26 protein-coding genes are annotated in these 22131 nt (G+C 24.4%); 5 read left to right on the top strand and 21 right to left on the bottom strand.

The annotated features are described in order from the left end of the window. Positions 1 to 3 precede the first annotated feature (3 nt). From AACL05_RS03175 to AACL05_RS03125, 11 genes are all read right to left on the bottom strand, one after another. Positions 4 to 981, bottom strand: coding sequence for an alpha/beta hydrolase (locus AACL05_RS03175; protein WP_338962586.1), 978 nt, complete (start codon positions 979 to 981; stop codon positions 4 to 6). Positions 982 to 997: 16 nt separating this feature from the next. Beyond that, positions 998 to 1138: a hypothetical protein gene (locus tag AACL05_RS03170; protein WP_338962584.1), complete on the bottom strand. Its 141-nt coding sequence runs from the start codon at positions 1136 to 1138 to the stop codon at positions 998 to 1000. 39 nt (positions 1139 to 1177) lie between these two features. Continuing rightward, on the bottom strand, positions 1178 to 2680 hold the full coding sequence (locus tag AACL05_RS03165) for an FAD-dependent oxidoreductase (protein WP_338986242.1): 1503 nt from the start codon (positions 2678 to 2680) through the stop codon (positions 1178 to 1180). Positions 2681 to 2822: 142 nt separating this feature from the next. Next, entirely contained in the window at positions 2823 to 3062 is a 240-nt protein-coding gene (locus AACL05_RS03160) for a hypothetical protein (RefSeq protein WP_338962580.1), read from the bottom strand. Positions 3063 to 3187: 125 nt separating this feature from the next. Next, the gene (locus AACL05_RS03155) at positions 3188 to 4441 is read right to left on the bottom strand and encodes an acetate kinase (protein WP_338962578.1); all 1254 of its coding nucleotides are present in this window, start codon (positions 4439 to 4441) and stop codon (positions 3188 to 3190) included. Positions 4442 to 4459: 18 nt separating this feature from the next. Then, a complete protein-coding gene (pta, locus tag AACL05_RS03150; protein WP_338962576.1) occupies positions 4460 to 5452 on the bottom strand; it encodes a phosphate acetyltransferase in 993 nt (330 codons plus the stop codon). Between the two features lie 23 nt (positions 5453 to 5475). Then, complete coding sequence (pyrH, locus tag AACL05_RS03145; RefSeq protein ID WP_338962574.1) at positions 5476 to 6204, bottom strand: UMP kinase; 729 nt, start codon at positions 6202 to 6204, stop codon at positions 5476 to 5478. Between the two features lie 63 nt (positions 6205 to 6267). After that, on the bottom strand, positions 6268 to 6849 hold the full coding sequence (locus AACL05_RS03140; RefSeq protein WP_338962572.1) for a hypothetical protein: 582 nt from the start codon (positions 6847 to 6849) through the stop codon (positions 6268 to 6270). A gap of 20 nt (positions 6850 to 6869) precedes the next feature. After that, complete coding sequence (tsf, locus tag AACL05_RS03135; protein ID WP_338962570.1) at positions 6870 to 7748, bottom strand: translation elongation factor Ts; 879 nt, start codon at positions 7746 to 7748, stop codon at positions 6870 to 6872. 15 nt (positions 7749 to 7763) lie between these two features. Beyond that, positions 7764 to 8540: a 30S ribosomal protein S2 gene (gene rpsB / locus AACL05_RS03130; RefSeq protein ID WP_338962568.1), complete on the bottom strand. Its 777-nt coding sequence runs from the start codon at positions 8538 to 8540 to the stop codon at positions 7764 to 7766. 403 nt (positions 8541 to 8943) lie between these two features. Beyond that, positions 8944 to 9894 carry an IS30 family transposase gene (locus tag AACL05_RS03125; RefSeq protein WP_338960236.1) on the bottom strand — a complete coding sequence of 317 codons (951 nt, stop codon included), beginning with the start codon at positions 9892 to 9894 and terminating at the stop codon, positions 8944 to 8946. A 131-nt stretch (positions 9895 to 10025) separates the two neighbouring features. Between AACL05_RS03125 and AACL05_RS03120 the strand changes: the two genes are divergently transcribed. Both AACL05_RS03120 and AACL05_RS03115 read left to right on the top strand, forming a co-directional pair. Then, on the top strand, positions 10026 to 10337 hold the full coding sequence (locus AACL05_RS03120; RefSeq protein WP_338986241.1) for a hypothetical protein: 312 nt from the start codon (positions 10026 to 10028) through the stop codon (positions 10335 to 10337). A 47-nt stretch (positions 10338 to 10384) separates the two neighbouring features. After that, entirely contained in the window at positions 10385 to 10513 is a 129-nt protein-coding gene (locus AACL05_RS03115; protein WP_338962563.1) for a hypothetical protein, read from the top strand. 71 nt (positions 10514 to 10584) lie between these two features. Here AACL05_RS03115 and AACL05_RS03110 read toward each other — a convergent pair whose 3' ends face one another. The 5 genes from AACL05_RS03110 to AACL05_RS03090 form a co-directional block, all read right to left on the bottom strand. After that, positions 10585 to 10914, bottom strand: a complete 330-nt coding sequence (locus AACL05_RS03110) for a hypothetical protein (RefSeq protein ID WP_338962560.1) — start codon at positions 10912 to 10914, stop codon at positions 10585 to 10587. Between the two features lie 123 nt (positions 10915 to 11037). Further along, the gene (locus tag AACL05_RS03105; RefSeq protein WP_338986240.1) at positions 11038 to 11442 is read right to left on the bottom strand and encodes a hypothetical protein; all 405 of its coding nucleotides are present in this window, start codon (positions 11440 to 11442) and stop codon (positions 11038 to 11040) included. Between the two features lie 180 nt (positions 11443 to 11622). Continuing rightward, complete coding sequence (locus AACL05_RS03100; RefSeq protein WP_338960236.1) at positions 11623 to 12573, bottom strand: IS30 family transposase; 951 nt, start codon at positions 12571 to 12573, stop codon at positions 11623 to 11625. Between the two features lie 76 nt (positions 12574 to 12649). Next, positions 12650 to 12883 (bottom strand): hypothetical protein, encoded by a 234-nt coding sequence (locus AACL05_RS03095; protein WP_338986238.1) that lies wholly within the window; start codon positions 12881 to 12883, stop codon positions 12650 to 12652. 192 nt (positions 12884 to 13075) lie between these two features. Continuing rightward, complete coding sequence (locus AACL05_RS03090; protein WP_338986237.1) at positions 13076 to 13780, bottom strand: hypothetical protein; 705 nt, start codon at positions 13778 to 13780, stop codon at positions 13076 to 13078. A gap of 222 nt (positions 13781 to 14002) precedes the next feature. Between AACL05_RS03090 and AACL05_RS03085 the strand changes: the two genes are divergently transcribed. Beyond that, positions 14003 to 14953: an IS30 family transposase gene (locus AACL05_RS03085; protein ID WP_338960236.1), complete on the top strand. Its 951-nt coding sequence runs from the start codon at positions 14003 to 14005 to the stop codon at positions 14951 to 14953. A gap of 12 nt (positions 14954 to 14965) precedes the next feature. Here the strand turns inward: AACL05_RS03085 and AACL05_RS03080 are convergent, their stop codons facing one another. The 3 genes from AACL05_RS03080 to AACL05_RS03070 form a co-directional block, all read right to left on the bottom strand. Continuing rightward, complete coding sequence (locus tag AACL05_RS03080; RefSeq protein WP_338986236.1) at positions 14966 to 15340, bottom strand: hypothetical protein; 375 nt, start codon at positions 15338 to 15340, stop codon at positions 14966 to 14968. 267 nt (positions 15341 to 15607) lie between these two features. Further along, positions 15608 to 16699, bottom strand: a complete 1092-nt coding sequence (locus AACL05_RS03075) for a hypothetical protein (protein WP_338986235.1) — start codon at positions 16697 to 16699, stop codon at positions 15608 to 15610. 658 nt (positions 16700 to 17357) lie between these two features. Beyond that, the gene (locus tag AACL05_RS03070; RefSeq protein WP_338962549.1) at positions 17358 to 18299 is read right to left on the bottom strand and encodes a rolling circle replication-associated protein; all 942 of its coding nucleotides are present in this window, start codon (positions 18297 to 18299) and stop codon (positions 17358 to 17360) included. A 359-nt stretch (positions 18300 to 18658) separates the two neighbouring features. Here AACL05_RS03070 and AACL05_RS03065 point away from each other — a divergent pair, with 359 nt between their 5' ends. After that, complete coding sequence (locus tag AACL05_RS03065; RefSeq protein ID WP_338986233.1) at positions 18659 to 18877, top strand: hypothetical protein; 219 nt, start codon at positions 18659 to 18661, stop codon at positions 18875 to 18877. A gap of 121 nt (positions 18878 to 18998) precedes the next feature. After that, entirely contained in the window at positions 18999 to 19949 is a 951-nt protein-coding gene (locus AACL05_RS03060; protein ID WP_338960236.1) for an IS30 family transposase, read from the top strand. Positions 19950 to 19968: 19 nt separating this feature from the next. Here the strand turns inward: AACL05_RS03060 and AACL05_RS03055 are convergent, their stop codons facing one another. Together AACL05_RS03055 and AACL05_RS03050 are read right to left on the bottom strand one after the other, a co-directional pair. Further along, entirely contained in the window at positions 19969 to 21120 is a 1152-nt protein-coding gene (locus AACL05_RS03055; protein ID WP_338986231.1) for an ABC transporter permease subunit, read from the bottom strand. 3 nt (positions 21121 to 21123) lie between these two features. Continuing rightward, positions 21124 to 22119, bottom strand: coding sequence for an ABC transporter ATP-binding protein (locus tag AACL05_RS03050; protein WP_338986229.1), 996 nt, complete (start codon positions 22117 to 22119; stop codon positions 21124 to 21126). Between the last annotated feature and the right edge of the window lie 12 nt (positions 22120 to 22131).

Genomic DNA, 22131 nt, shown 5'->3' with positions numbered 1-22131 from the left:
AATTTAATCTCCTTTATCTTCAGTTTTAAAATTTGTTCATTTATTAACAAATTTTAAAGTAGTTTTGCAATATGTATCATAATCGGTAGTGACGGCTCTTATATGTTTAGCAAATGGCATAATTAATAATTCACTTATTGTTTCTTCTTCATAATTTATTTTCTCTTCATACATTTTTTGTGCCATTGTTGCTGGTACAGTTTCATCATCATTACCATGAATAAATAATACAGGAATTGAAGAACAATATTTTAATTTATTAATAGGATTAATACTATTAATATTAAATTTATCTTTTAACCTAAAGAAAAATTTAACACCATAATAAAATCAAAATCAATGAAGGTTAAAGTATTGTTTACCCATAATTTTAATAATATGACTAAAACTATCAAATCCACAATCAGAAATTGCACATTTAACACCAAATTTACCAGTATCAAATCGAGATATTGTTTCCAAAACAGTACTAGCACCCATACTATTACCAATTAAAGTAATATTGGGGGGTTGTTTAAAATCTGTTTCTGTTAAATAATTATTAAGACTTAAAATAACAGCATATAAATCATCTGCTTCTTTATTGCCAAAAGTAATTGCATCATGAATATTATTACTACCATGACCTCTTGTATCATAAGTAACAATACTATATCCCTGCTCATAAAAATGTTTAACTAAATATAAAATGCTATAGTAATTTTGTTGTCAACCATGAGTTGCAATTATTCATTTATGATTTTTATTAGATTGATGATTATTAATGAAAAAAGCTGATAACAAGCGATTATCATAAGTAGTTATCGTCATATCTTGTGCTTCCATCATATCCCAATTACTATCATCAATCATTAGTTGTAGAGAATTTTGTAATTCCATATCTCGATTATAAAAACTCAAAGTATTAAGATCAATTTTATCAAAATTTGGATTAGTACTTCGTCCAATTCGTTGAAAATTTTCCATAACATTTCGCATCATTAAACCAATAAAAAAATTAGTAATTAAAAAAAATAATCCATAATGGAAAAGTAAATATCAAAATAATTTTTAATCATCAAGCAATTTTATATTTACTTTCTTTAACTGGTGAAGTCATTCTTGCTCTAAGTTTTAAATATTTTTCATTACTAACCATTATATTTTATTCCTCTCAAAATTAATTTGACAAGACAATCTATTTTTTCTTACCTTTTAAATATGGATCTGGATATGTAACATCTTCTTTTGTTAAAATTCCTGTTGCTAAAAGTGCTGCCGCAGTAACAAAGTTATAAGGCTTATTAAAGTGTGGTAAAAAATACATATCAATTAATGGAATTTCATCAATAGTAACCTTTTTCAATATTGCTAATGAAAACATTGCAATTGTTTCTGTATGATCATGAGTTGAACCAATTTCAGCTCCAACAATACGACGAGAACTCTTTTCTCATATAATTTTAATTTTTACTTCATGATTTTCACTCATAAAAGGTGGAAACACTGTATCTTGATAAAAATATGCTTCTACATTATTAGAACCTAAAATTGCTTTTACAGAAACTTCTGATAAACCAGTAGCACATAACTTTCAACCAAAAACAGCAATTGCATTTGTTCCTTGAACACCAGGAAAGGCGATTCTTGTTTTAGGATCTGTTTTTGCAACATTTAATCCAGCAATTAAACCACTACGTACAGCATTAGTTGCTAAGGCAATATTAACATTTTTATTTCAAGCATTTGAACGAATATTAATACAATCACCAATTGCATAAACATTAGGATCTGAAGTTTGAAAATATTCATTAACTTCAATTGCACCACGAGGATCTAAGTTAAGTTGAACTTTACCATTCTCATCTTTCAAGATAGCAGTATTTGGTAAGAAACCAACAGCCATAATTACTAAATCAGCTTTATATGTTCCTTTATTAGTTTTTACTTCACTCACTTTATCATCTTTAATAATAAATTCTTGTAAAGTTTCTCCTAATTGTAATTTTACTCCTACTTTTTTCATATCTGCTTCAACATCATTTGTAAATTCTTCATCATAATAACGAGGCATAATACGATTTTCAAAATCAATTAAAGTAACTTCTTTTTTATCTTTATAAAAAGCTTCTACTAATTCAATACCAATATAACCTGCACCAATTACTACTACTTTTTTTACTTCCGGTTTACTCAAATCAGAAATAATTTCTTGAGCATGTTGGTATAGTTTTGATAAATGAATGCCATTTGTTAATTTAACACCATTTAAAGTATCTTTAACAATCGCACCATCTTTATGAGCAATTAAACCAGGAATTTCTTTACCACCTGGATTTAAGATTGGTCATGAACCAATTCCTAATACTAACTTATCATAACTTTCAATAAATACTTCATTAGTATCTAAATTTTTAATAGTAACAGTTTTTGCTTTACTATCATATTTAATCATTTCATGTTTTTCTTTAATTTTAACACCTAATGCTCTTAACTTTTCAATTGTGGCATAAAATAATCCTTTTGGATCAGTAAATTCTTTACCAACTCAAAGCGCAATTCCACATCCTAAAAATGAAATATTATCATTACGATCATATGCTACTACTTCACTATTTGAATTAGACCTCATAATTGCCTTTAATGCTGTTGTTCCGGCATGATTAACACCTATAACAACTATCTTTTGTTTTCTTTCCATACTAAAATCCTCTCTTACTTATTACTTTTTTTCAATTTCTTTTATTGTGTAATCACAAATACAAATATATACATTATTTTATCACTTTTTATTTAATAGTTACAACTCTTTCTTTGTTCAGTAAATGAATATAACAATAATTTTAAGAAGCTGAAATTGCCATTACTGATGAACTACTTCCATCATGATCATGATGATATTTATTAATTTCTAATAAGCCACGACAAGTATCTCAATTATTATTTAAGAACGGCTTATTAGTTTGTTTATTTTTTTTGTCATAATTATTTATTTTATTTATCATGCTTTTATCAAAATTTTCAATTTCATCTTTTTCAAAAATTTTAAAAATTTTCTTTTCTTTAATGTCTTTATATGTCATACTTTTTTCTCCTTGAATCTTTAAAGTATTTATTTTTAATTAAAATTTGATAATTATTAAGTATTTTCACTTAATTTAAACATTATATATCAAAACAAAAAACCTTAATATATTTTTTTTATTTTTTAAATATTTTTTAATAAATTATATGTATCTTGACAAATCATTAATTCTTCATTTGTTCTAATTTTAAAAATAGGAACTTCTGATTGTTTATCACTAATTTCTAAGTAATCATTATACTTATCATTATTTTTATTAGTTACTAATTTTAAAGTAAACACTTTAATTTCCTCAATAACTAATTGACGAATAATTACAGAATTTTCACCAATACCTGCTGTAAATACTAATGCATCAATATTACTATCTAAATCATTACCATATTGAACAATATAATTAGCAATTCTTTGAACAAACATTTTTATTGCTAATTGTGATTGTAAATGATATTTATGGTTTTTATCATTACTACTTGCAAGAACATCACGTAAATCAGAAGAATGTCCACTAATTCCTAATAAACCTGAACTTTTATTTAAATCATTAGTAATAGTTTCAATAGTTGCTTCTGCTTTAACATTACACATATAACCATGAATAGAAGGGTCAATGATACCACTTCTAGAACCCATAATTAAACCATCTAATGGTGTTAATCCCATGCTAGTATTAAAACTTTTACCATTTTTAATAGCACAAATACTAGCACCATTACCTAAATGACAAATAATAGCATTAATCTTATCTTTTGGTTTATTTAAAATATTAGTTAATTTATCTAAAATATAACGATAACTAGTACCATGAAAACCATATCTTCTTACCTCATATGTTTTATATCAATCATATGGAACTGAGTAAAGATATTTTTCTTCAGGAATAGTACTATGAAATGAAGTATCAAATACTGCCACATGTTTAGCATGTGGAACTAATTTTTGAAAAGATGATAATCCTTTTAAAGCTGGTGGATTATGTAATGGTGCTAATGGAATACATGCTTTGATACCAGCAATGACTTTCTCATCAATAACAATTGAGTTATTAAATTTTTGACCACCGTGAACCATACGATGACCAATTCGTTTAATATCATCAAAATTATTAATGACCTTATACTCAATTAATGCATCAATAACTGTTTGTGCTCCTATAACATGATCGGGAATATCTTTCGTTACTTCATGTTTAATAAAGTTATCACCATTAGCAATTTCAATAATAAAATTACTATTTTTAATAGCTATCCTTTCAACTAAACCTTTACAAAAAATAGTAAAATGAGGTTGTTTATCATTATTAATAGCATTAAAAAGTTGAAATTTAATAGAACTACTTCCAGCATTAATAACTAAAATTTTATTTTGTTCTGACATATTTGTTTTATCTCCTTATTAATTCTTAATTAATGTTTGAATAGCAGTGATCAATGCTGTGTAATAAATGTCATCAATAGTAGCACCACGAGAAAGATCATTAACTGGCTGATTTAAACCCAAAACAATAGGACCAATAGCTTTATAATCACCTAATCTTTGGGCAATTTTATAACCAATATTAGCAGCATCTAAAGTTGGGAAAATAAATGCATTACAATGATTTTTAATTGTTAATTCTGGGAATTTTTTATTTCGCACTTCTTGATCTCAAGCAGCATCAAATTGAATTGGTCCTGCTACTTGCACATTCTTTAATTTTAAATGCTGAACAAAGTTAGTAGCATTACGTACTTTATCAACACTTTCACCACTACCACTAGTATTAGTAGAATAAGATAACATTGCTAATTTAATTGGATTAAATTCTAAAAGTTCGCCAAAGTGAATTGTAGATTTTGCAATATCTGCTAATTGTTCAGCTGTTGGATTTAAATTAATTGAACCATCACTAAATAAAAATATTTCTTCATTTTTATTCATAATAAATGTACTTGAAACAGTTTTAGTACCTGCTTTTGGTCCAATAATTTGTAAAGCCGGACATAAAATATCAGCAGTAGTAAAAGTAATACCACCAACAAAACCATTAACTTCTTTATTATTTAATAACATCATTCCATAGTAATTACGACTTAATACCAATTTATTAGCTGCTTCTAAAGTTAAACCCTTTGCTTTTCTTAATTCATATAATTGATTAGTAAAATTTGTTACTTGATTTTCTTCAATAGATAATGTTTTAATATTAGAATTTTTAATATTACTAGGAATTTCTTTATCATTATTAAATAATAAAACTGGTGTAATAAAATTTTTAACAGGTGAATTATCATTAATAATTTTTAAAGCTACTGCCTGTACTTTTTCATTATCACCTTCTGGAAATAAAATTCTGATTGATGTTTTGCTTTTTTGTAAAATAGATAAAATAAAATCTAATAGTTTCATATTATCTTCTCTCCTTTAATTTGTTAATTTTGATTGCTAATAATAGTTGCAATTGCTTTATTTTGTACTGCTTTAATGATATTATTTTCAACCTTAATATCAAATACCATAATTTTCAAGTTAGCTTCCATGCACATTGTTGAAGCAGTTAAATCCATTACTTTTAATTGTTTATTAGTAATATCTTGATATGATAAATGTGAATAACGAATAGCATTTTTGTTAATATTTGGATCTTTATCATAAACACCATCAACGCCATTTTTTGCCATTAATAATATATCCGCATTAATTTCAGTAGCACGAAGTGCTGCTGCAGTATCCGTTGTAAAGTATGGTGAACCAATACCACCAGCAAAAATACAAACATAGCCTTTTTCAAAACTACTAATAGCTTTTTTGTAATAAAAAGGTTCAGCAACTTGATTAATCTCTAATGATGTTTGCACAATAACTTTTACGTTAAGCGCTTTTAACTTTGATTCAATTACCAAAGCATTCATAATAGTTGCTAACATTCCCATATAATCAGCATTAATTCTTTTTAAACCAATCTTTTCTCCTTGTTTAGCACCACGTCAAATATTACCACCACCAATTACTAAACCAACTTCTACTTTTGCCTTAACTAGGGTTTGAATTTGTTGACAAACATTATCAATACTTTCATTATTATATAATTCATTACTACCATCACCTAAAGCTTCACCACTAATTTTTAATAATATTCGTTTATATTTAAATTGTTCCATTTTTGATCATCCTCCTTAAATTTAATATTATAAGAAGCCACAGATTGCTTTGTGGCTTCTTATTTATTTACTATTATCACTAGATAATGAATCATTATTTGCGCTTTCAGCGACAGTTTCTAATTCAACGTTAGCAATAACTTTTTGTGCTAAATGATCTTTAACAAAAAGTTGTGCTTGTGGAGTAATAATTATTAAACGTTTTTTAATTTTTTTAATACCCTGTTCATAAACAATTTTTAAAACATTTTTCTTTTGTTCCAATGCAACAATTTTACTAGTATTAACGCTTTGTCCAAAGAAATAAATATTATGTTCATCAACTGCGATACCAAAATCAAAACTAAAAATATATGCTAATCCTAACATGATAACTAAAAATATATACTCTACTATTAATAAACTTAAAAAAGCAGGATCAGATTTAATATATTCTGGTTCAAATGTTCAAACTTGCATTCCAATTGGAACAATCGAGATAACTAAACCAATTACCCCAACTATTAATGTTGCTACTAATAATTTTAAATTCAAAAATTTAATAGTTGTTTTTGGTTTATTAAAACTATATCATCCTCAAACAAGAATAACTAATAATAATATAAACATTACTAATGCAATATAATATATAATTTGAAAATTCACTTTATTTACCTCCTAAATGTTTATTTGGCAGAACTATCAATTTTTTCACCTAATTGATAACGTATCATAGCTATAATTGTAGCATGATTTTTAGTTAAATATTCTTTAACCTTAATTGTATTATCTTTAATATAAAGTTGATCAACAATAGTTAATTCAGATAATACTTTTTCAAAACGACCTCTTATAATATTTTCAAGAATATTATCAGGACGTTTTTTTGCTTTCAATTTTTCTTCTTCTTTTGTTTTTTCACTAATAATTGATAATTCTTTATCACGAACTGTTGCGGGTATGTGAGCAATATCAATGTATTTAGCATCTGCTGATACTAATTGCATAGCAACATTATTTGGAATATCACTTTCCTTATCAACACCTTTGATAATAACTAAACCACTATATTTACCACCACCATGGATATATGAACCAAAAACTTCATCACTATTTTTACTTAAATATTGAAAACGATTTAAAACAATATTTTCACCTAATTTAGCGATAGCAAATCTTATCTCATCATTTAAACTTTCACTACTTCCATCAGCTTTTAACATTAAAGCTTCTTCAATAGTTTTAGGTTGATGTTTTAAAATTGTTTCTAAAATCTTAGTAAATAAATCATTAAAATCTTCTAAATCAGCAACTTGTTCAGTTTGACAATTTAATTCAGCAATAATTGCATTATTACCACTAATAACAACTTTAGTAACCCCTTCAGTGGCTTTATTAATACTTTTTTTCTCTGCTTTTGCTAAACCTTTAATTTTTAATAGGGAAAGTGCTGCTTCAAAAATATTATTTTTTTCTATCAAAGCTTCTTTACAATCAGTAATTGGTAAATCGGTTGTATCTCTTAATTTTTTCAATAATTTAACATCTACTTTAACTTCTGACATATAAACTATTCTCCTTTATTCTTTATTTTTTTCAATTCCATTTTCAGTTTTATTTTCATCAAGACTAGTAGTTTCTTCTACTACTATTTCTTTTTTATCAATAACTGGTTTTACACTTTGTCCTTCATTAATAGCTTCAGCAATTTTCTTTGTAATTAAAGTAATTGATTTTGTAGCATCATCATTACCAGGAATAATATAATCAATATTATCTGGATTTGAATTACTATCACAAATCGCAATAATTTTGATACCAAGTTTAACTGCTTCTTCGACAGCAATTTTATTAGTAATAGTATCAGTAACAAAAATAGCTTCTGGTAATTTATACATATTTCTAATACCACCAAGGTTACGTTCTAAACGTGCTTTTTCTTTAATTACTAACATTTGCTCTTTTTTTGTTAAAAGTTTAATTTCTCCACTTTTTTCTTTATTTTCAATATCAATTAACTTTTTAATACTTGATTTAATAGTTTTAAAATTAGTTAAATTACCACCTAATCAACGTTCTGTTACATAAGGTGAATTACAACTAATTGCAAGTTCTTGCACAGCTTCTTTGGCTTGTTTTTTTGTACCTACAAATAAAACTTTACCACCATTTTCACTAGTTTCTTTAACAAAGTGACAAGCTTCATCTAATTTACGCATTGATTTTTGTAAATCAATAATATGAATACCATTTCTTTGACCAAAAATATATTTACGCATCTTTGGATCTCATCTTTTAGTTTGGTGACCAAACTGAACTCCCGCTTCAAGGAGTTGTTCACGTGTTACAACTGACATATTGTCTCCTTCTAATTTGTTTTTCTTCCATTTATTTCTAACATTGGCCACTTTTTAATTAAAAAGCACTAGGCAATGAATTCACAAATGTGTTGCTTATTTTCATTAAATTAAGCCTGTATATTGTAGCATATTTTTTATATTTTAAACAAATTATTTTTAAACATAAAAATAGAATTGTATTTTAATAAATTATATTATAAAAATATTTTTTACTTTTCTTAAAAAATAATACCAATAAAAACACACAATATATTATAAAAGTAAAAAGTAAATTACACATATAAAATATTTATTTATGATATAAAATAACAAAAACTTAATATTAAGTTTTTTAAACTAATTACTTTAATTTTAAAAGTAAATAATTTTTTTATATGCTAAATTGTAAAGGTAAGTGCAACTAAATTATTTTTCTATCCAAATATTCGATTGGTGAAAGATAATTTAGTATTTTTCTTGGTCTTTGGTTTAAAGACAATATAAATTTATGAACTTCATTTTTATTAGTTTTTGAAAAAATAAATTTTTTAGGAAATTTTTCTCTAATTAAACCATTAGTATTTTCATTAGTACCTCTTTGTCAAGGTGAATATGGATTGGCAAAATAAATTTTTATATCTAAATTTTTTTCAAGTTGTTGTCAATTTGAAAATTCTTTGCCACGATCAAAAGTAATAGTTTTAACAATGTTTTTAGGAAGAATTGATAAATAATAACTAACATTTTTATTAATAACTTTAGTAGTTCTGTTTTTAACTAATATTGCTAAAGTAAATCGTGATACTCTTTCAACTAAAGTTATTAAACATGATTTGCTTTTACCTCGTGATGATACTATAGTATCTCCTTCTCAATGACCAAGTGTTATACGATCATTAACATTTATATCTCGTTCTTTAATTGATTTACCATTAAACTTGCCACGATTTTCTTTAGATTTTCGTTTTTTACCTTTTCTTCTTAAATTTTTACTAGTAACTTTATCAAGCATTCCAAAATAAATTCAAGTATAAATTGTTTTAAAACTAATAACTCACTCTTTATGAAAATTTTTAATTCTGCCATAAATTTGTTCAGGTGATCAACCTAATAGTAATTTTTGTTGTACATATTTTACTAAATTCTTATTTTTAAACTTATGAAAACTAATATGTGATTGTTTTCGATTTTCAGCTTTATTTTGTGCAATTAATGAAAAATAATGATTATTATCTTTATTTCTATTAATTTCTCGAATAATAGTACTAATACTTCGATTAAGATTTTTAGCTATTTCACTAATTTTAAATTTAAATTTCAATTGATTCTCAATATAAATCCTTTCATCTATGCCAAGATGTTTATAACTCATATAAAAACTCCTTACTTTTTTCTAAACTAAATTTAGCATTATGAAATTTTTATATGAGAATTTTTTGCAATTTTATTTACTTGCACTTACAAGTATAACTCAGCATATTTAAAAAGGAAGATGGAAGAAAAATGTTTAAATCTAAAACACAAGAAAGACAACAACTTAAATATCATTTGCAAAATCAACAAAATAGATTAAAAGAAACTGTACTAGAAGAACAAACAATATGTGGAGTTACAGAATCATTTGTGAAACTTACTGAACAACAATTAAAAAAGCACAACTATGCTAATAGAAATGAAGTAACTAATTTAAAAATAGATCAAAGATTAAGAAATAGATTTGCCATAGAAACAAAGACTAAAGGAACAACAAATTGTGGCATTTGTTCTGGTGATGTTTTATATGATAAAGAAATAAAAGCAAGTAAAATAAAATAGCACAAAACATAAAAACTGTTTATTATGCTCCACCTTCTACCCATTCAATGTGAATCCCTAAAAAACAAGGTAAACAATGAAATGAAGAAATGAAAAATAAAAGTAATCAAAATGCTGGAAGTTCTCATTGAGATAGAAAACAAAATAGTAATCCTTTTAGTTCTCCATTTAAATAAAATTAAATATAACTATATAAAAAGAAGAGTGAAATTTCACTCTTCTTTGTTATATTTATTAATTTTAATAATTAAGATATAAATAAAGTCTCTTCAGTAGCAAATTGAATATCACCAATTGATATTTTTACTTTTATGGTATTTCCTTTAACAAAATTTCCTGTACCTTCTGCAGCTTCACTAACTTTAATTTTTAAAGCACCTTGTTTAATAAGGTCAGCAATACTTTTTACTGTTTTACCTTCAAGTTCAGTAGTTTTAAAATATTGTGTTAAATCTGTACCAACTGGAAATTTTGCTTTTGGTTCCCCAACTGCAAATCCAGGAATAGATTCAAAATTAGCATTTGATATTGTAGTTGGTAAAATTGATGTAACTAATCCTTGAACTGATTGACCCAAAATATCTAATGAGAAATTATCACCTAATGACTTATTATTTTTTTGAAAATTAAAAATTAGTGTTCCACCAGTAACTACATAATCAGCATTATCTGCCTTCTTAGAAATTGCAGGTGAATATGATTAAACATTGATACTAATTTCATTTGTTTTTTTAACCTCAAATATTCTGTTTTCACCTTCACCAGTTTTTGCTTCAATTTTTAAAACATTAACTAAAAAATTCGCAGCATCATTTGACTTAGCTTTTTGCTCACCAGTATCACCTTTTAATAAAGCTGTCGCAGTAATTGCTAATTGTTCAGATTTTCATGATGCTAATTTACTAGTTGCATTAATATCAATACTCAATTTAACTAGTGAATTAGCATCTAAAAAACCAAAATCTTTTTTAACTTGAACATCCATTTCTTTAGTTGGTGTAGGATTTGGATTTGCTCCTCCTCCACAAGCCACAACTGAACTTGCTGCAACAGTACTTAAACTAACTGCTCCTAATAATTTTAACAACGTTTTTATATTTCTCATAATCGTTCGTACTCAAAAATTTTTTTCCAAAAATAAAAATTATTTTCTGTTATTATTATACATTCTTTTTTCAGTATACATAATGTTTATAGTAAAAGTCATTTTTTAGTGTTATTTATTCTTTTAAGAAAAAAATATGTAATTTTATATTAATTAGCTAAATTGTAAAGGTAAGTGCAACTAAATTATTTTTCTATCCAAATATTCGATTGGTGAAAGATAATTTAGTATTTTTCTTGGTCTTTGGTTTAAAGACAATATAAATTTATGAACTTCATTTTTATTAGTTTTTGAAAAAATAAATTTTTTAGGAAATTTTTCTCTAATTAAACCATTAGTATTTTCATTAGTACCTCTTTGTCAAGGTGAATATGGATTGGCAAAATAAATTTTTATATCTAAATTTTTTTCAAGTTGTTGTCAATTTGAAAATTCTTTGCCACGATCAAAAGTAATAGTTTTAACAATGTTTTTAGGAAGAATTGATAAATAATAACTAACATTTTTATTAATAACTTTAGTAGTTCTGTTTTTAACTAATATTGCTAAAGTAAATCGTGATACTCTTTCAACTAAAGTTATTAAACATGATTTGCTTTTACCTCGTGATGATACTATAGTATCTCCTTCTCAATGACCAAGTGTTATACGATCATTAACATTTATATCTCGTTCTTTAATTGATTTACCATTAAACTTGCCACGATTTTCTTTAGATTTTCGTTTTTTACCTTTTCTTCTTAAATTTTTACTAGTAACTTTATCAAGCATTCCAAAATAAATTCAAGTATAAATTGTTTTAAAACTAATAACTCACTCTTTATGAAAATTTTTAATTCTGCCATAAATTTGTTCAGGTGATCAACCTAATAGTAATTTTTGTTGTACATATTTTACTAAATTCTTATTTTTAAACTTATGAAAACTAATATGTGATTGTTTTCGATTTTCAGCTTTATTTTGTGCAATTAATGAAAAATAATGATTATTATCTTTATTTCTATTAATTTCTCGAATAATAGTACTAATACTTCGATTAAGATTTTTAGCTATTTCACTAATTTTAAATTTAAATTTCAATTGATTCTCAATATAAATCCTTTCATCTATGCCAAGATGTTTATAACTCATATAAAAACTCCTTACTTTTTTCTAAACTAAATTTAGCATTATGAAATTTTTATATGAGAATTTTTTGCAATTTTATTTACTTGCACTTACAAGTATAACTCAGCATTAATAAATATTTTTTATTTTTATATAACGATTTACAATAAAAACTATCTGGTAACTTAATACTTCCTGAAACACTATTTCATAAATTTTTAATAACAGGAATTGATATTCCTGCTAACATGGCACCCATCAAAAATTGAGGAAAATTACCACTAACTGCCTGACACTCTTGATCAGTCATTGGTTCTAAATCTTCTAAAATCATATTTATCAACCTCCTAAAACTTATTTTTATTTAAAAAATAGTTTTTTCCTTTTTAAATTTTATAAGTTTAAAAAAATTAAAAAAAAGAATATTTTATTTGATACTCAAATAAAATATTCCTTTAACTAAAAATTTTAATTGTTAATAATTACAATAAATTCAATTTAAACTATTTTTATAATTTCTAAAATATTAATTAAAATTTTTGCTTATATATAAGTACCCTTCAGTTCCTGCTGCATATAAATTATCACCTTGATCAGTTGTTAAAGCAAGAATATGTTCTCAACCATTTTCTATTCCTATCATTTTATAAAATATAGATGAGTCTTTTACTTTTTTATAAACTTCATTTGAATCAACACCAATAAATAAACTACCTTCTTTATCTATTACTAAACGTTTAATTTCATGGCCTGTTTCTAACATTTTAGCATACATACTACCATTATCAGAGCCAGCAAAAATATTATTTGTACTATCTATTACTAAACTTTTCATTGATCCAGCATCATCTCGTTGTTTAATTAATTTAAATTCACTTATACCATCATAACTTTTATAAATTTTACCACGATTATCAGCACCCGCATAAACAGAACCATCTTCACCTACTGCTAAACTATTAATATAATCATGTGTTCCTAACATATGATTAACATTACCATTTTTATCAATGCTATATACACCATCATCGTTACCAGCATAAACAATGCCGGTTTTTTTATTAACTGTTAAAGCTCATATTCAATTTGTTGAATCTGGCAATGAAATTTTTACAAATCTATTTTTACCATCACTTTTGTAAACAACACCACTATCAGTTCCAACATAAACATTATCTTCTGCATCAACTATTATATTTCTAGCAGTTTTACCTGAATCCAATCCATCCATTAAAGTTTCTATTCCTGTAACAGTAAGCTTATAAACTTTATCTTCTTGCGTTCTAAAAATATTATTTCGTGAATCAATTGCTAAAGCATAAATTTTCTCATTTGTTAGTTTTTTATTAGCTGAGTTATACTTGTAAGTGCAAGTAAATAAAATTGCAAAAAATTCTCATATAAAAATTTCATAATGCTAAATTTAGTTTAGAAAAAAGTAAGGAGTTTTTATATGAGTTATAAACATCTTGGCATAGATGAAAGGATTTATATTGAGAATCAATTGAAATTTAAATTTAAAATTAGTGAAATAGCTAAAAATCTTAATCGAAGTATTAGTACTATTATTCGAGAAATTAATAGAAATAAAGATAATAATCATTATTTTTCATTAATTGCACAAAATAAAGCTGAAAATCGAAAACAATCACATATTAGTTTTCATAAGTTTAAAAATAAGAATTTAGTAAAATATGTACAACAAAAATTACTATTAGGTTGATCACCTGAACAAATTTATGGCAGAATTAAAAATTTTCATAAAGAGTGAGTTATTAGTTTTAAAACAATTTATACTTGAATTTATTTTGGAATGCTTGATAAAGTTACTAGTAAAAATTTAAGAAGAAAAGGTAAAAAACGAAAATCTAAAGAAAATCGTGGCAAGTTTAATGGTAAATCAATTAAAGAACGAGATATAAATGTTAATGATCGTATAACACTTGGTCATTGAGAAGGAGATACTATAGTATCATCACGAGGTAAAAGCAAATCATGTTTAATAACTTTAGTTGAAAGAGTATCACGATTTACTTTAGCAATATTAGTTAAAAACAGAACTACTAAAGTTATTAATAAAAATGTTAGTTATTATTTATCAATTCTTCCTAAAAACATTGTTAAAACTATTACTTTTGATCGTGGCAAAGAATTTTCAAATTGACAACAACTTGAAAAAAATTTAGATATAAAAATTTATTTTGCCAATCCATATTCACCTTGACAAAGAGGTACTAATGAAAATACTAATGGTTTAATTAGAGAAAAATTTCCTAAAAAATTTATTTTTTCAAAAACTAATAAAAATGAAGTTCATAAATTTATATTGTCTTTAAACCAAAGACCAAGAAAAATACTAAATTATCTTTCACCAATCGAATATTTGGATAGAAAAATAATTTAGTTGCACTTACCTTTACAATTTAGCATTAATAAAGTTAGTAACGGTGTAATATAAATTAACTTCTCCTATATAATTACCTTTGCCTTTAATTGTAACGTTATTTTTATCTTCTTTTACAATATCAAAATCATTAATAGTTAATAAACTAGCTTCTGGATTTGCTTCTTTAATGTTTATTAATAAGGCCGCTTTTGTTGGAATTTCATTTTTTCCACTATTAACTTGTCCTAAATTAGGTTCAACGATGATATTTTGCAAATTAATTTCGCTTATATTAGTAATTAATTTTTCTTGACCAAAATTATCATAATATATAATCCCCGCTCCAATTGTTGAAGTTGAAATACTTAATGGTGTAATTACAGATAATATTTTTTTAAAATTCATAATTATATATCTCCTTTAATCTTCATTTATAATTTTATAATATTGTTAAAATTTTAATAATTTGTTTCTTAATTTAAATTAATAATATCATTTTTATGATATACAAAATTATATATCATAGTATATATTTGTCAATTACAGTATAGATAATTTAATAAATATTAATTATTTTGTTTAGTAAAATTATTTAATATAACTTTAAAAATATCTAATCAAAGTCTAAATTCAACTAGATATAAAAAAATAATTTTATATTCATCTAAATAACTAACTAATTTGTTTTGAAACTTTTGTCCTTACATATAAATCATTATTAATATTAAACAGATTTAAAACTTCACCATTACTTATATCCCAGTTAGGTATTAATTCAAAATTATTATCATTTTTACTTTTAAATATTTTACCTTGACCAACACCAGTTTTTGTTCCTACATAAATAATTCCCTTAATATTTAATAAACTATGAATCTCACCAATATCACCAGCATCTTTGCCTCATTCTGTAATCTCATGAACAATACCATCATTAGTAATTTTAAATAATTTACCTTGACCAATACCAGTTTTTGTTCCTATATAAACTATATCATTAACAGTTAATAAACTATGAACTTCACCATTATTTTCTTTTCAACCAGGTACCTCAATAAATGTTGTTCCACTTGTTGATTTATATAATTTACCTTTGTTTTCAACAGTTTTTGTACCAACAAAAACTGTTTGATTACTAGATACTGCTAAACTTGTAATTAAAGTTTCAATGTTACTAAATCAAGAACATGTTGCTCAATTATCAGTAGTATAGTATAAATAACTCGTAGTCTTACTTGTATTAGCTGCAGCATAAATTATATTACCATTGCTAATGTTTATAAAATTTGTAATAAATCCATAATTCCTTTTTCACCCACGACCAGGAACTTTATTAAATTCTATTACATTATCTTTGATGGCATTACTCTTATATAAAAAGCCGGTTCCCATATATTCTAATATTCCTAAATAAAATGTTCCATTTAAACTTAATAAACTATAAAAATTACCGCATTCATCAATACCAGAGACGTTAATTTTGGTAAATTGTTCACCATTTTCTAATTTATACAATCCATTTGTAGTCGTTGTTGCTCATACCACACCTTTATCATCTACTGTTAAACTAGAAATACTACTAATAAAATTATTTTTACCAGATATATTTTTAAAACCTTTTATATTATTATATTTTTTTTCTTCGTTTTCTACTTCTTCTGTTTCAACAGTTGCTGCAATACTACCAGCAGTGGCTCCACCAACTAAAGTAGTACCACCAACAATAGCAGTAATAATTTTTCCTTTTTTAACCTCTTTTGCCATATATTAAAACATCTCCTTAATACTCTTAAGTTTTTCAAGTTCTTAGGGACGTTGCCCCTAGTTGCTTCGCAACCTACCCCAATGGGCTTTAAAGCCCATGGTTCCACCAACCAAGGTTCTGGTTGGAACCAACCTTTAATATTGCTTTATTAACCTTTTTATTTTTTTTTATTTTTAATAAATATAAAAAAATTCCCACGCAAATAGGAAAAAGAATAAATTACCCTACATACTTAACCTGAATTTTAATTTAACCGAACCGAGGTATGCCTCTCTTTCTTTTAAAAAAAATCATAATAAATATATATAAATACATTACGTAAAAATATTAAATTGTCTTTAATAAAACTATTATGTTTAATACAATTTGAATAATTAAAAATTAATCAAATCCAAAAAAAAGTAAATATCTAATTATTCTTTGCGTGAAATTGTATAAACAATTGTAATAGTTAAATATTTACTCTCAATAACCCTTTACTACTATTAACTCGTTACATTAATGCAATTATTAAGCAAATAAATATCTACATACATAATAACACAAAAAACAAAAAAACAAATAAAAACGTAATTATACTTCCACGCAAATAAAAGTATAATTACAAATAACATTATATATATATATATATATATATACAAGTATTGTAATTAAAATTTAATTTAACTTTTTATTACCAAAAATTATTTTTTCAACTTTATCACCAAAAATTTTATCTAACCAAGTTGAAACATCTTTATCTTTATGAATTAAATAACCAATTTCACTAGTCCGTAAATAGTGTTTATGCGATAAAGCACTTAAATATATATATCGTTCATAATCTTCATAATCCTTAAAGTAATCATTTACAACAGTACTTTCAATAATACCACCAGTTAAAATAGTATTACCATCACTATCTTTTGGAGTTTTAAAATAAAATACATTTGTTGCATTAAAACTTGCTTTAATTATATCTTGAATTGTTATTTTTTTAATACCACGAATTATAATAGGATTTTTACAATTACGACTAAAAGCATATGCTTTAATGCCTACATCCACTTGATTTAAAGACTTAATATCATCAAATGCTTTTGTAACATATTTACCTAAATATTTAATAACAAATTCATTTGTACCTTTTTTAACTACTTTTAAATCACTAAAACCATGAGTTCATCATTCTAATAACATACTTTTATGTACTTTTCTATTAAAAACTATATGAAAATGAACTGCTCCACGAGATTGATATTCATAAACATAAAAATACTTTAATTCACCTAAATATTTTAAACGTTTAGGGTCATTTCATCATTTTTTTAATTTAATAAAAAATAAGCCAATATCTTTCTTAGCTTTTTTAATATCTTGCATATTATCTTTATAGGTTAAAGTAACAAAACTCATTATTTTACTATCATAAAAATTATGCAATGCTTTTTGAATTAAGTTATTTTTTGCACGAACAGTACTATTTCTCAATTTTTGCTTATTACCAACATAACATTTACCTTTTTTATTTCCAATATTACTCAAAAATGAAATAGGTAACACTATATTTTTTACATAACAAGCATAAAAAACCTTTTTAATATAAAAATCTTGTTGCATAATAAAAAACAATCCTTTGCGTGAAACCAAAATAATCTTAAAAGACTATAAAAGTTGTAATCGTTAATTATTGATTAATACAACAATATAATAACACATAATTATATAAAATATAACTATAAACAAAATAAAAGAAAAACGTTACTTAATAATCTAGATTAATTTTACATGATTTACATATTATCATTTTGATAATTATTTTTTTATATTTTAAGTGTTTTAATATAATTAAATAGTTACAAATTCATTTATTTTAAAAATAGATAGCATGAAGTTAGTTCATGCTATCTAAAAATAAAACTAACTAATATAAATATTAAAATATTTTATATTATACTTTTTAAGTAAAATCTCTACGATTGAATAAGTATCAACTACCTGCTAATAATCCTAAACCCAATATAACATATATTGATATTAAAACCGGAAAATTAATAATTTTATGATTTCCTGAATTACTATCAACTTGACCATTAACTTCATTAAAGGAAATAAGATATGGATCATCAATTGATTGAAATATAGATGGATTAACATATAATGATGTTTGTTCATTAATAATACCATTAAATAAATAAGATCATTGATAAAAAATGCTGAGTTATACTTGTAAGTGCAAGTAAATAAAATTGCAAAAAATTCTCATATAAAAATTTCATAATGCTAAATTTAGTTTAGAAAAAAGTAAGGAGTTTTTATATGAGTTATAAACATCTTGGCATAGATGAAAGGATTTATATTGAGAATCAATTGAAATTTAAATTTAAAATTAGTGAAATAGCTAAAAATCTTAATCGAAGTATTAGTACTATTATTCGAGAAATTAATAGAAATAAAGATAATAATCATTATTTTTCATTAATTGCACAAAATAAAGCTGAAAATCGAAAACAATCACATATTAGTTTTCATAAGTTTAAAAATAAGAATTTAGTAAAATATGTACAACAAAAATTACTATTAGGTTGATCACCTGAACAAATTTATGGCAGAATTAAAAATTTTCATAAAGAGTGAGTTATTAGTTTTAAAACAATTTATACTTGAATTTATTTTGGAATGCTTGATAAAGTTACTAGTAAAAATTTAAGAAGAAAAGGTAAAAAACGAAAATCTAAAGAAAATCGTGGCAAGTTTAATGGTAAATCAATTAAAGAACGAGATATAAATGTTAATGATCGTATAACACTTGGTCATTGAGAAGGAGATACTATAGTATCATCACGAGGTAAAAGCAAATCATGTTTAATAACTTTAGTTGAAAGAGTATCACGATTTACTTTAGCAATATTAGTTAAAAACAGAACTACTAAAGTTATTAATAAAAATGTTAGTTATTATTTATCAATTCTTCCTAAAAACATTGTTAAAACTATTACTTTTGATCGTGGCAAAGAATTTTCAAATTGACAACAACTTGAAAAAAATTTAGATATAAAAATTTATTTTGCCAATCCATATTCACCTTGACAAAGAGGTACTAATGAAAATACTAATGGTTTAATTAGAGAAAAATTTCCTAAAAAATTTATTTTTTCAAAAACTAATAAAAATGAAGTTCATAAATTTATATTGTCTTTAAACCAAAGACCAAGAAAAATACTAAATTATCTTTCACCAATCGAATATTTGGATAGAAAAATAATTTAGTTGCACTTACCTTTACAATTTAGCAAATATTAAAATAACGACTAATTCTCTTTTGACTTATTTTACTATTAAAATCATTAATTTCTTGTTTAGTAAATTTTTTATTTAATGAGGTAAAAACATTTTCAACTGTATAATTAACACCGTTATCCCCTGGTTTAATTAGTGAATTTGGATTAATATGATTTTTACCAACACCAACTCCGGTCATTATTTCTTGATAACTCTGTTCTTTTCATTGACGAAAAACATTAGAAATATTAATGATATGTTTAATTAAACTAATATCATCATTAGTATAAGGTTTTTTAATTAAACCATTAACTATCTCATTCATAACTAACTGTTCTCTTTCTGGACTATAGTTATTAGGATAATCAATATCACTAATACTATTTTGATAAACTTTCTTCATTATCTTTTCTATTTCATTTATATAAGAATTATTTGTTTGTTCACTTTTAAATCAATTTAAATCATTAGAACTAACTTTATTTTCTATTTGATGATAAACAGCAACTGCTTGTGAAAGAGCAAAATAATCTTTTGAAATTCTAATCATACCATCAATTCCTGAAGCAAAAATACTACTTAAAGCAGCAAACATTATTGTAATAGCAATTGTTGCTTTTGCATTTAAAACTAAAGAAATTAATAATGCTGTTGAAGTAAAAATTAAATCAAAAATTAAAGCAATACCAAATAAAATAAATAAATATGGCAATAATGTCACAAACAATGTTGTATCACCAATACCAGGCAACATTAATATAATACTTGCAAGAAATATTGATAAAAATATATATGAAATTACAATTGTTTGAAAGGATAATCATTTTTCAAATCAAATTCGATTACGACTAATTGGTTTCGATACTAATATTAATAATGTTCCATCTTCAATTTCATCACGAAAGATTTGAACAGATTTAATACCAATAAAAATAAGTAACATCAAACCTATAAAACCAGAAAAAGCTATTCCTTTTCAAGATGATAAATAAAATAATTTTACTAACTCACTAGTTCAACTAGTATTTGAATCATTATTAATAATACCTGAAGCATTAAGACCTCAATTAAGTCCTAAAATGATTACTGTTAAAATAAAAACTATTCATGTTGATGGAGAAACTAAAATTTTTTTAAAAGTATAACGAAATATTGGCATTTTTTATTCTCCTTTCTTCTTTTGATTTGCTTCCATAACAATACGTTCATACATTGTTTGCAAATCAACAATATATGGCTTTAATAAATTGATATTAACATTGTTATCTAAAGCAATTTTTAAAATTTTATTAATGTCTTCTTGACAATTAATAGTTATTAATAAAGTTTTACCTGTTTTTTCTACAGAAAATTGATCTTCTTCTAAAGCAATTTGTAATTTATCATTGCAACTAATTTCATATTTAGTTTCACTATGATTAATTTGACCACGATAAACTACTTTACTATAATTCAATATTGTTATTTCATCAGCTAAATTTTGTAATTCTGACAAGATATGTGATGAAATAAATATGGTTTTACCTTGTTTACGTAATTTTCTTAAATCATTAAATAATTCGGTTCTAGCTGTTGGATCTAAATTAGCAGCTGGTTCATCTAAAATTAAAACATCTGGATTATTTAATAATGATTGTGCTAATAACACCTTTTTTTTCATGCCTGAAGAATATTCATTAGGACTACGTTTTTTAAATTTTCATAAATCCAAGTTTTTTAAAACTTCTTCAGTTTTAACTTTTGCTTCTTTATGAGTTAAACCACTAATTTCATCCATTGAAACTAAATATTCATAAGTACTAACTCTTCGTGGAAATTTTGCTGCTTCAGGAATGTAACCAATATGTTTCTTGGCAGCAACACTTCAAGCATTTTTTCCATAAATAAGTAAATCACCTTTAGTTACTAACATTGCACTCACTAAACACTTGATAGTAGTTGTTTTATCCGAACCATTTGGTCCAATAAAACCATGAATAGTTCCTTTTGGAACACTAATTGTGGCATTATCTACTGCAACAAATTTTTTAAAGCTTTTTGTTAAATTTCCAATTCCAATAGCATATTCAGAATACTCATGATTATTATTAACAACATAATCAGTATTAAAAATATGAAAAACTTTTTCTTTAACGACATTTTTAAAATTTTTTAACATATTTAAAAAATC

Origin of the sequence: Spiroplasma endosymbiont of Thecophora atra, assembly GCF_964019735.1 — a bacterium.
GTDB lineage: Bacteria > Bacillota_I > Bacilli_A > Mycoplasmatales > VBWQ01 > Spiroplasma_E > Spiroplasma_E ixodetis_A.
The sequence above is the reverse complement of the archived record's forward strand: the minus strand, read 5'-3'. Positions and strand labels throughout refer to the sequence as shown.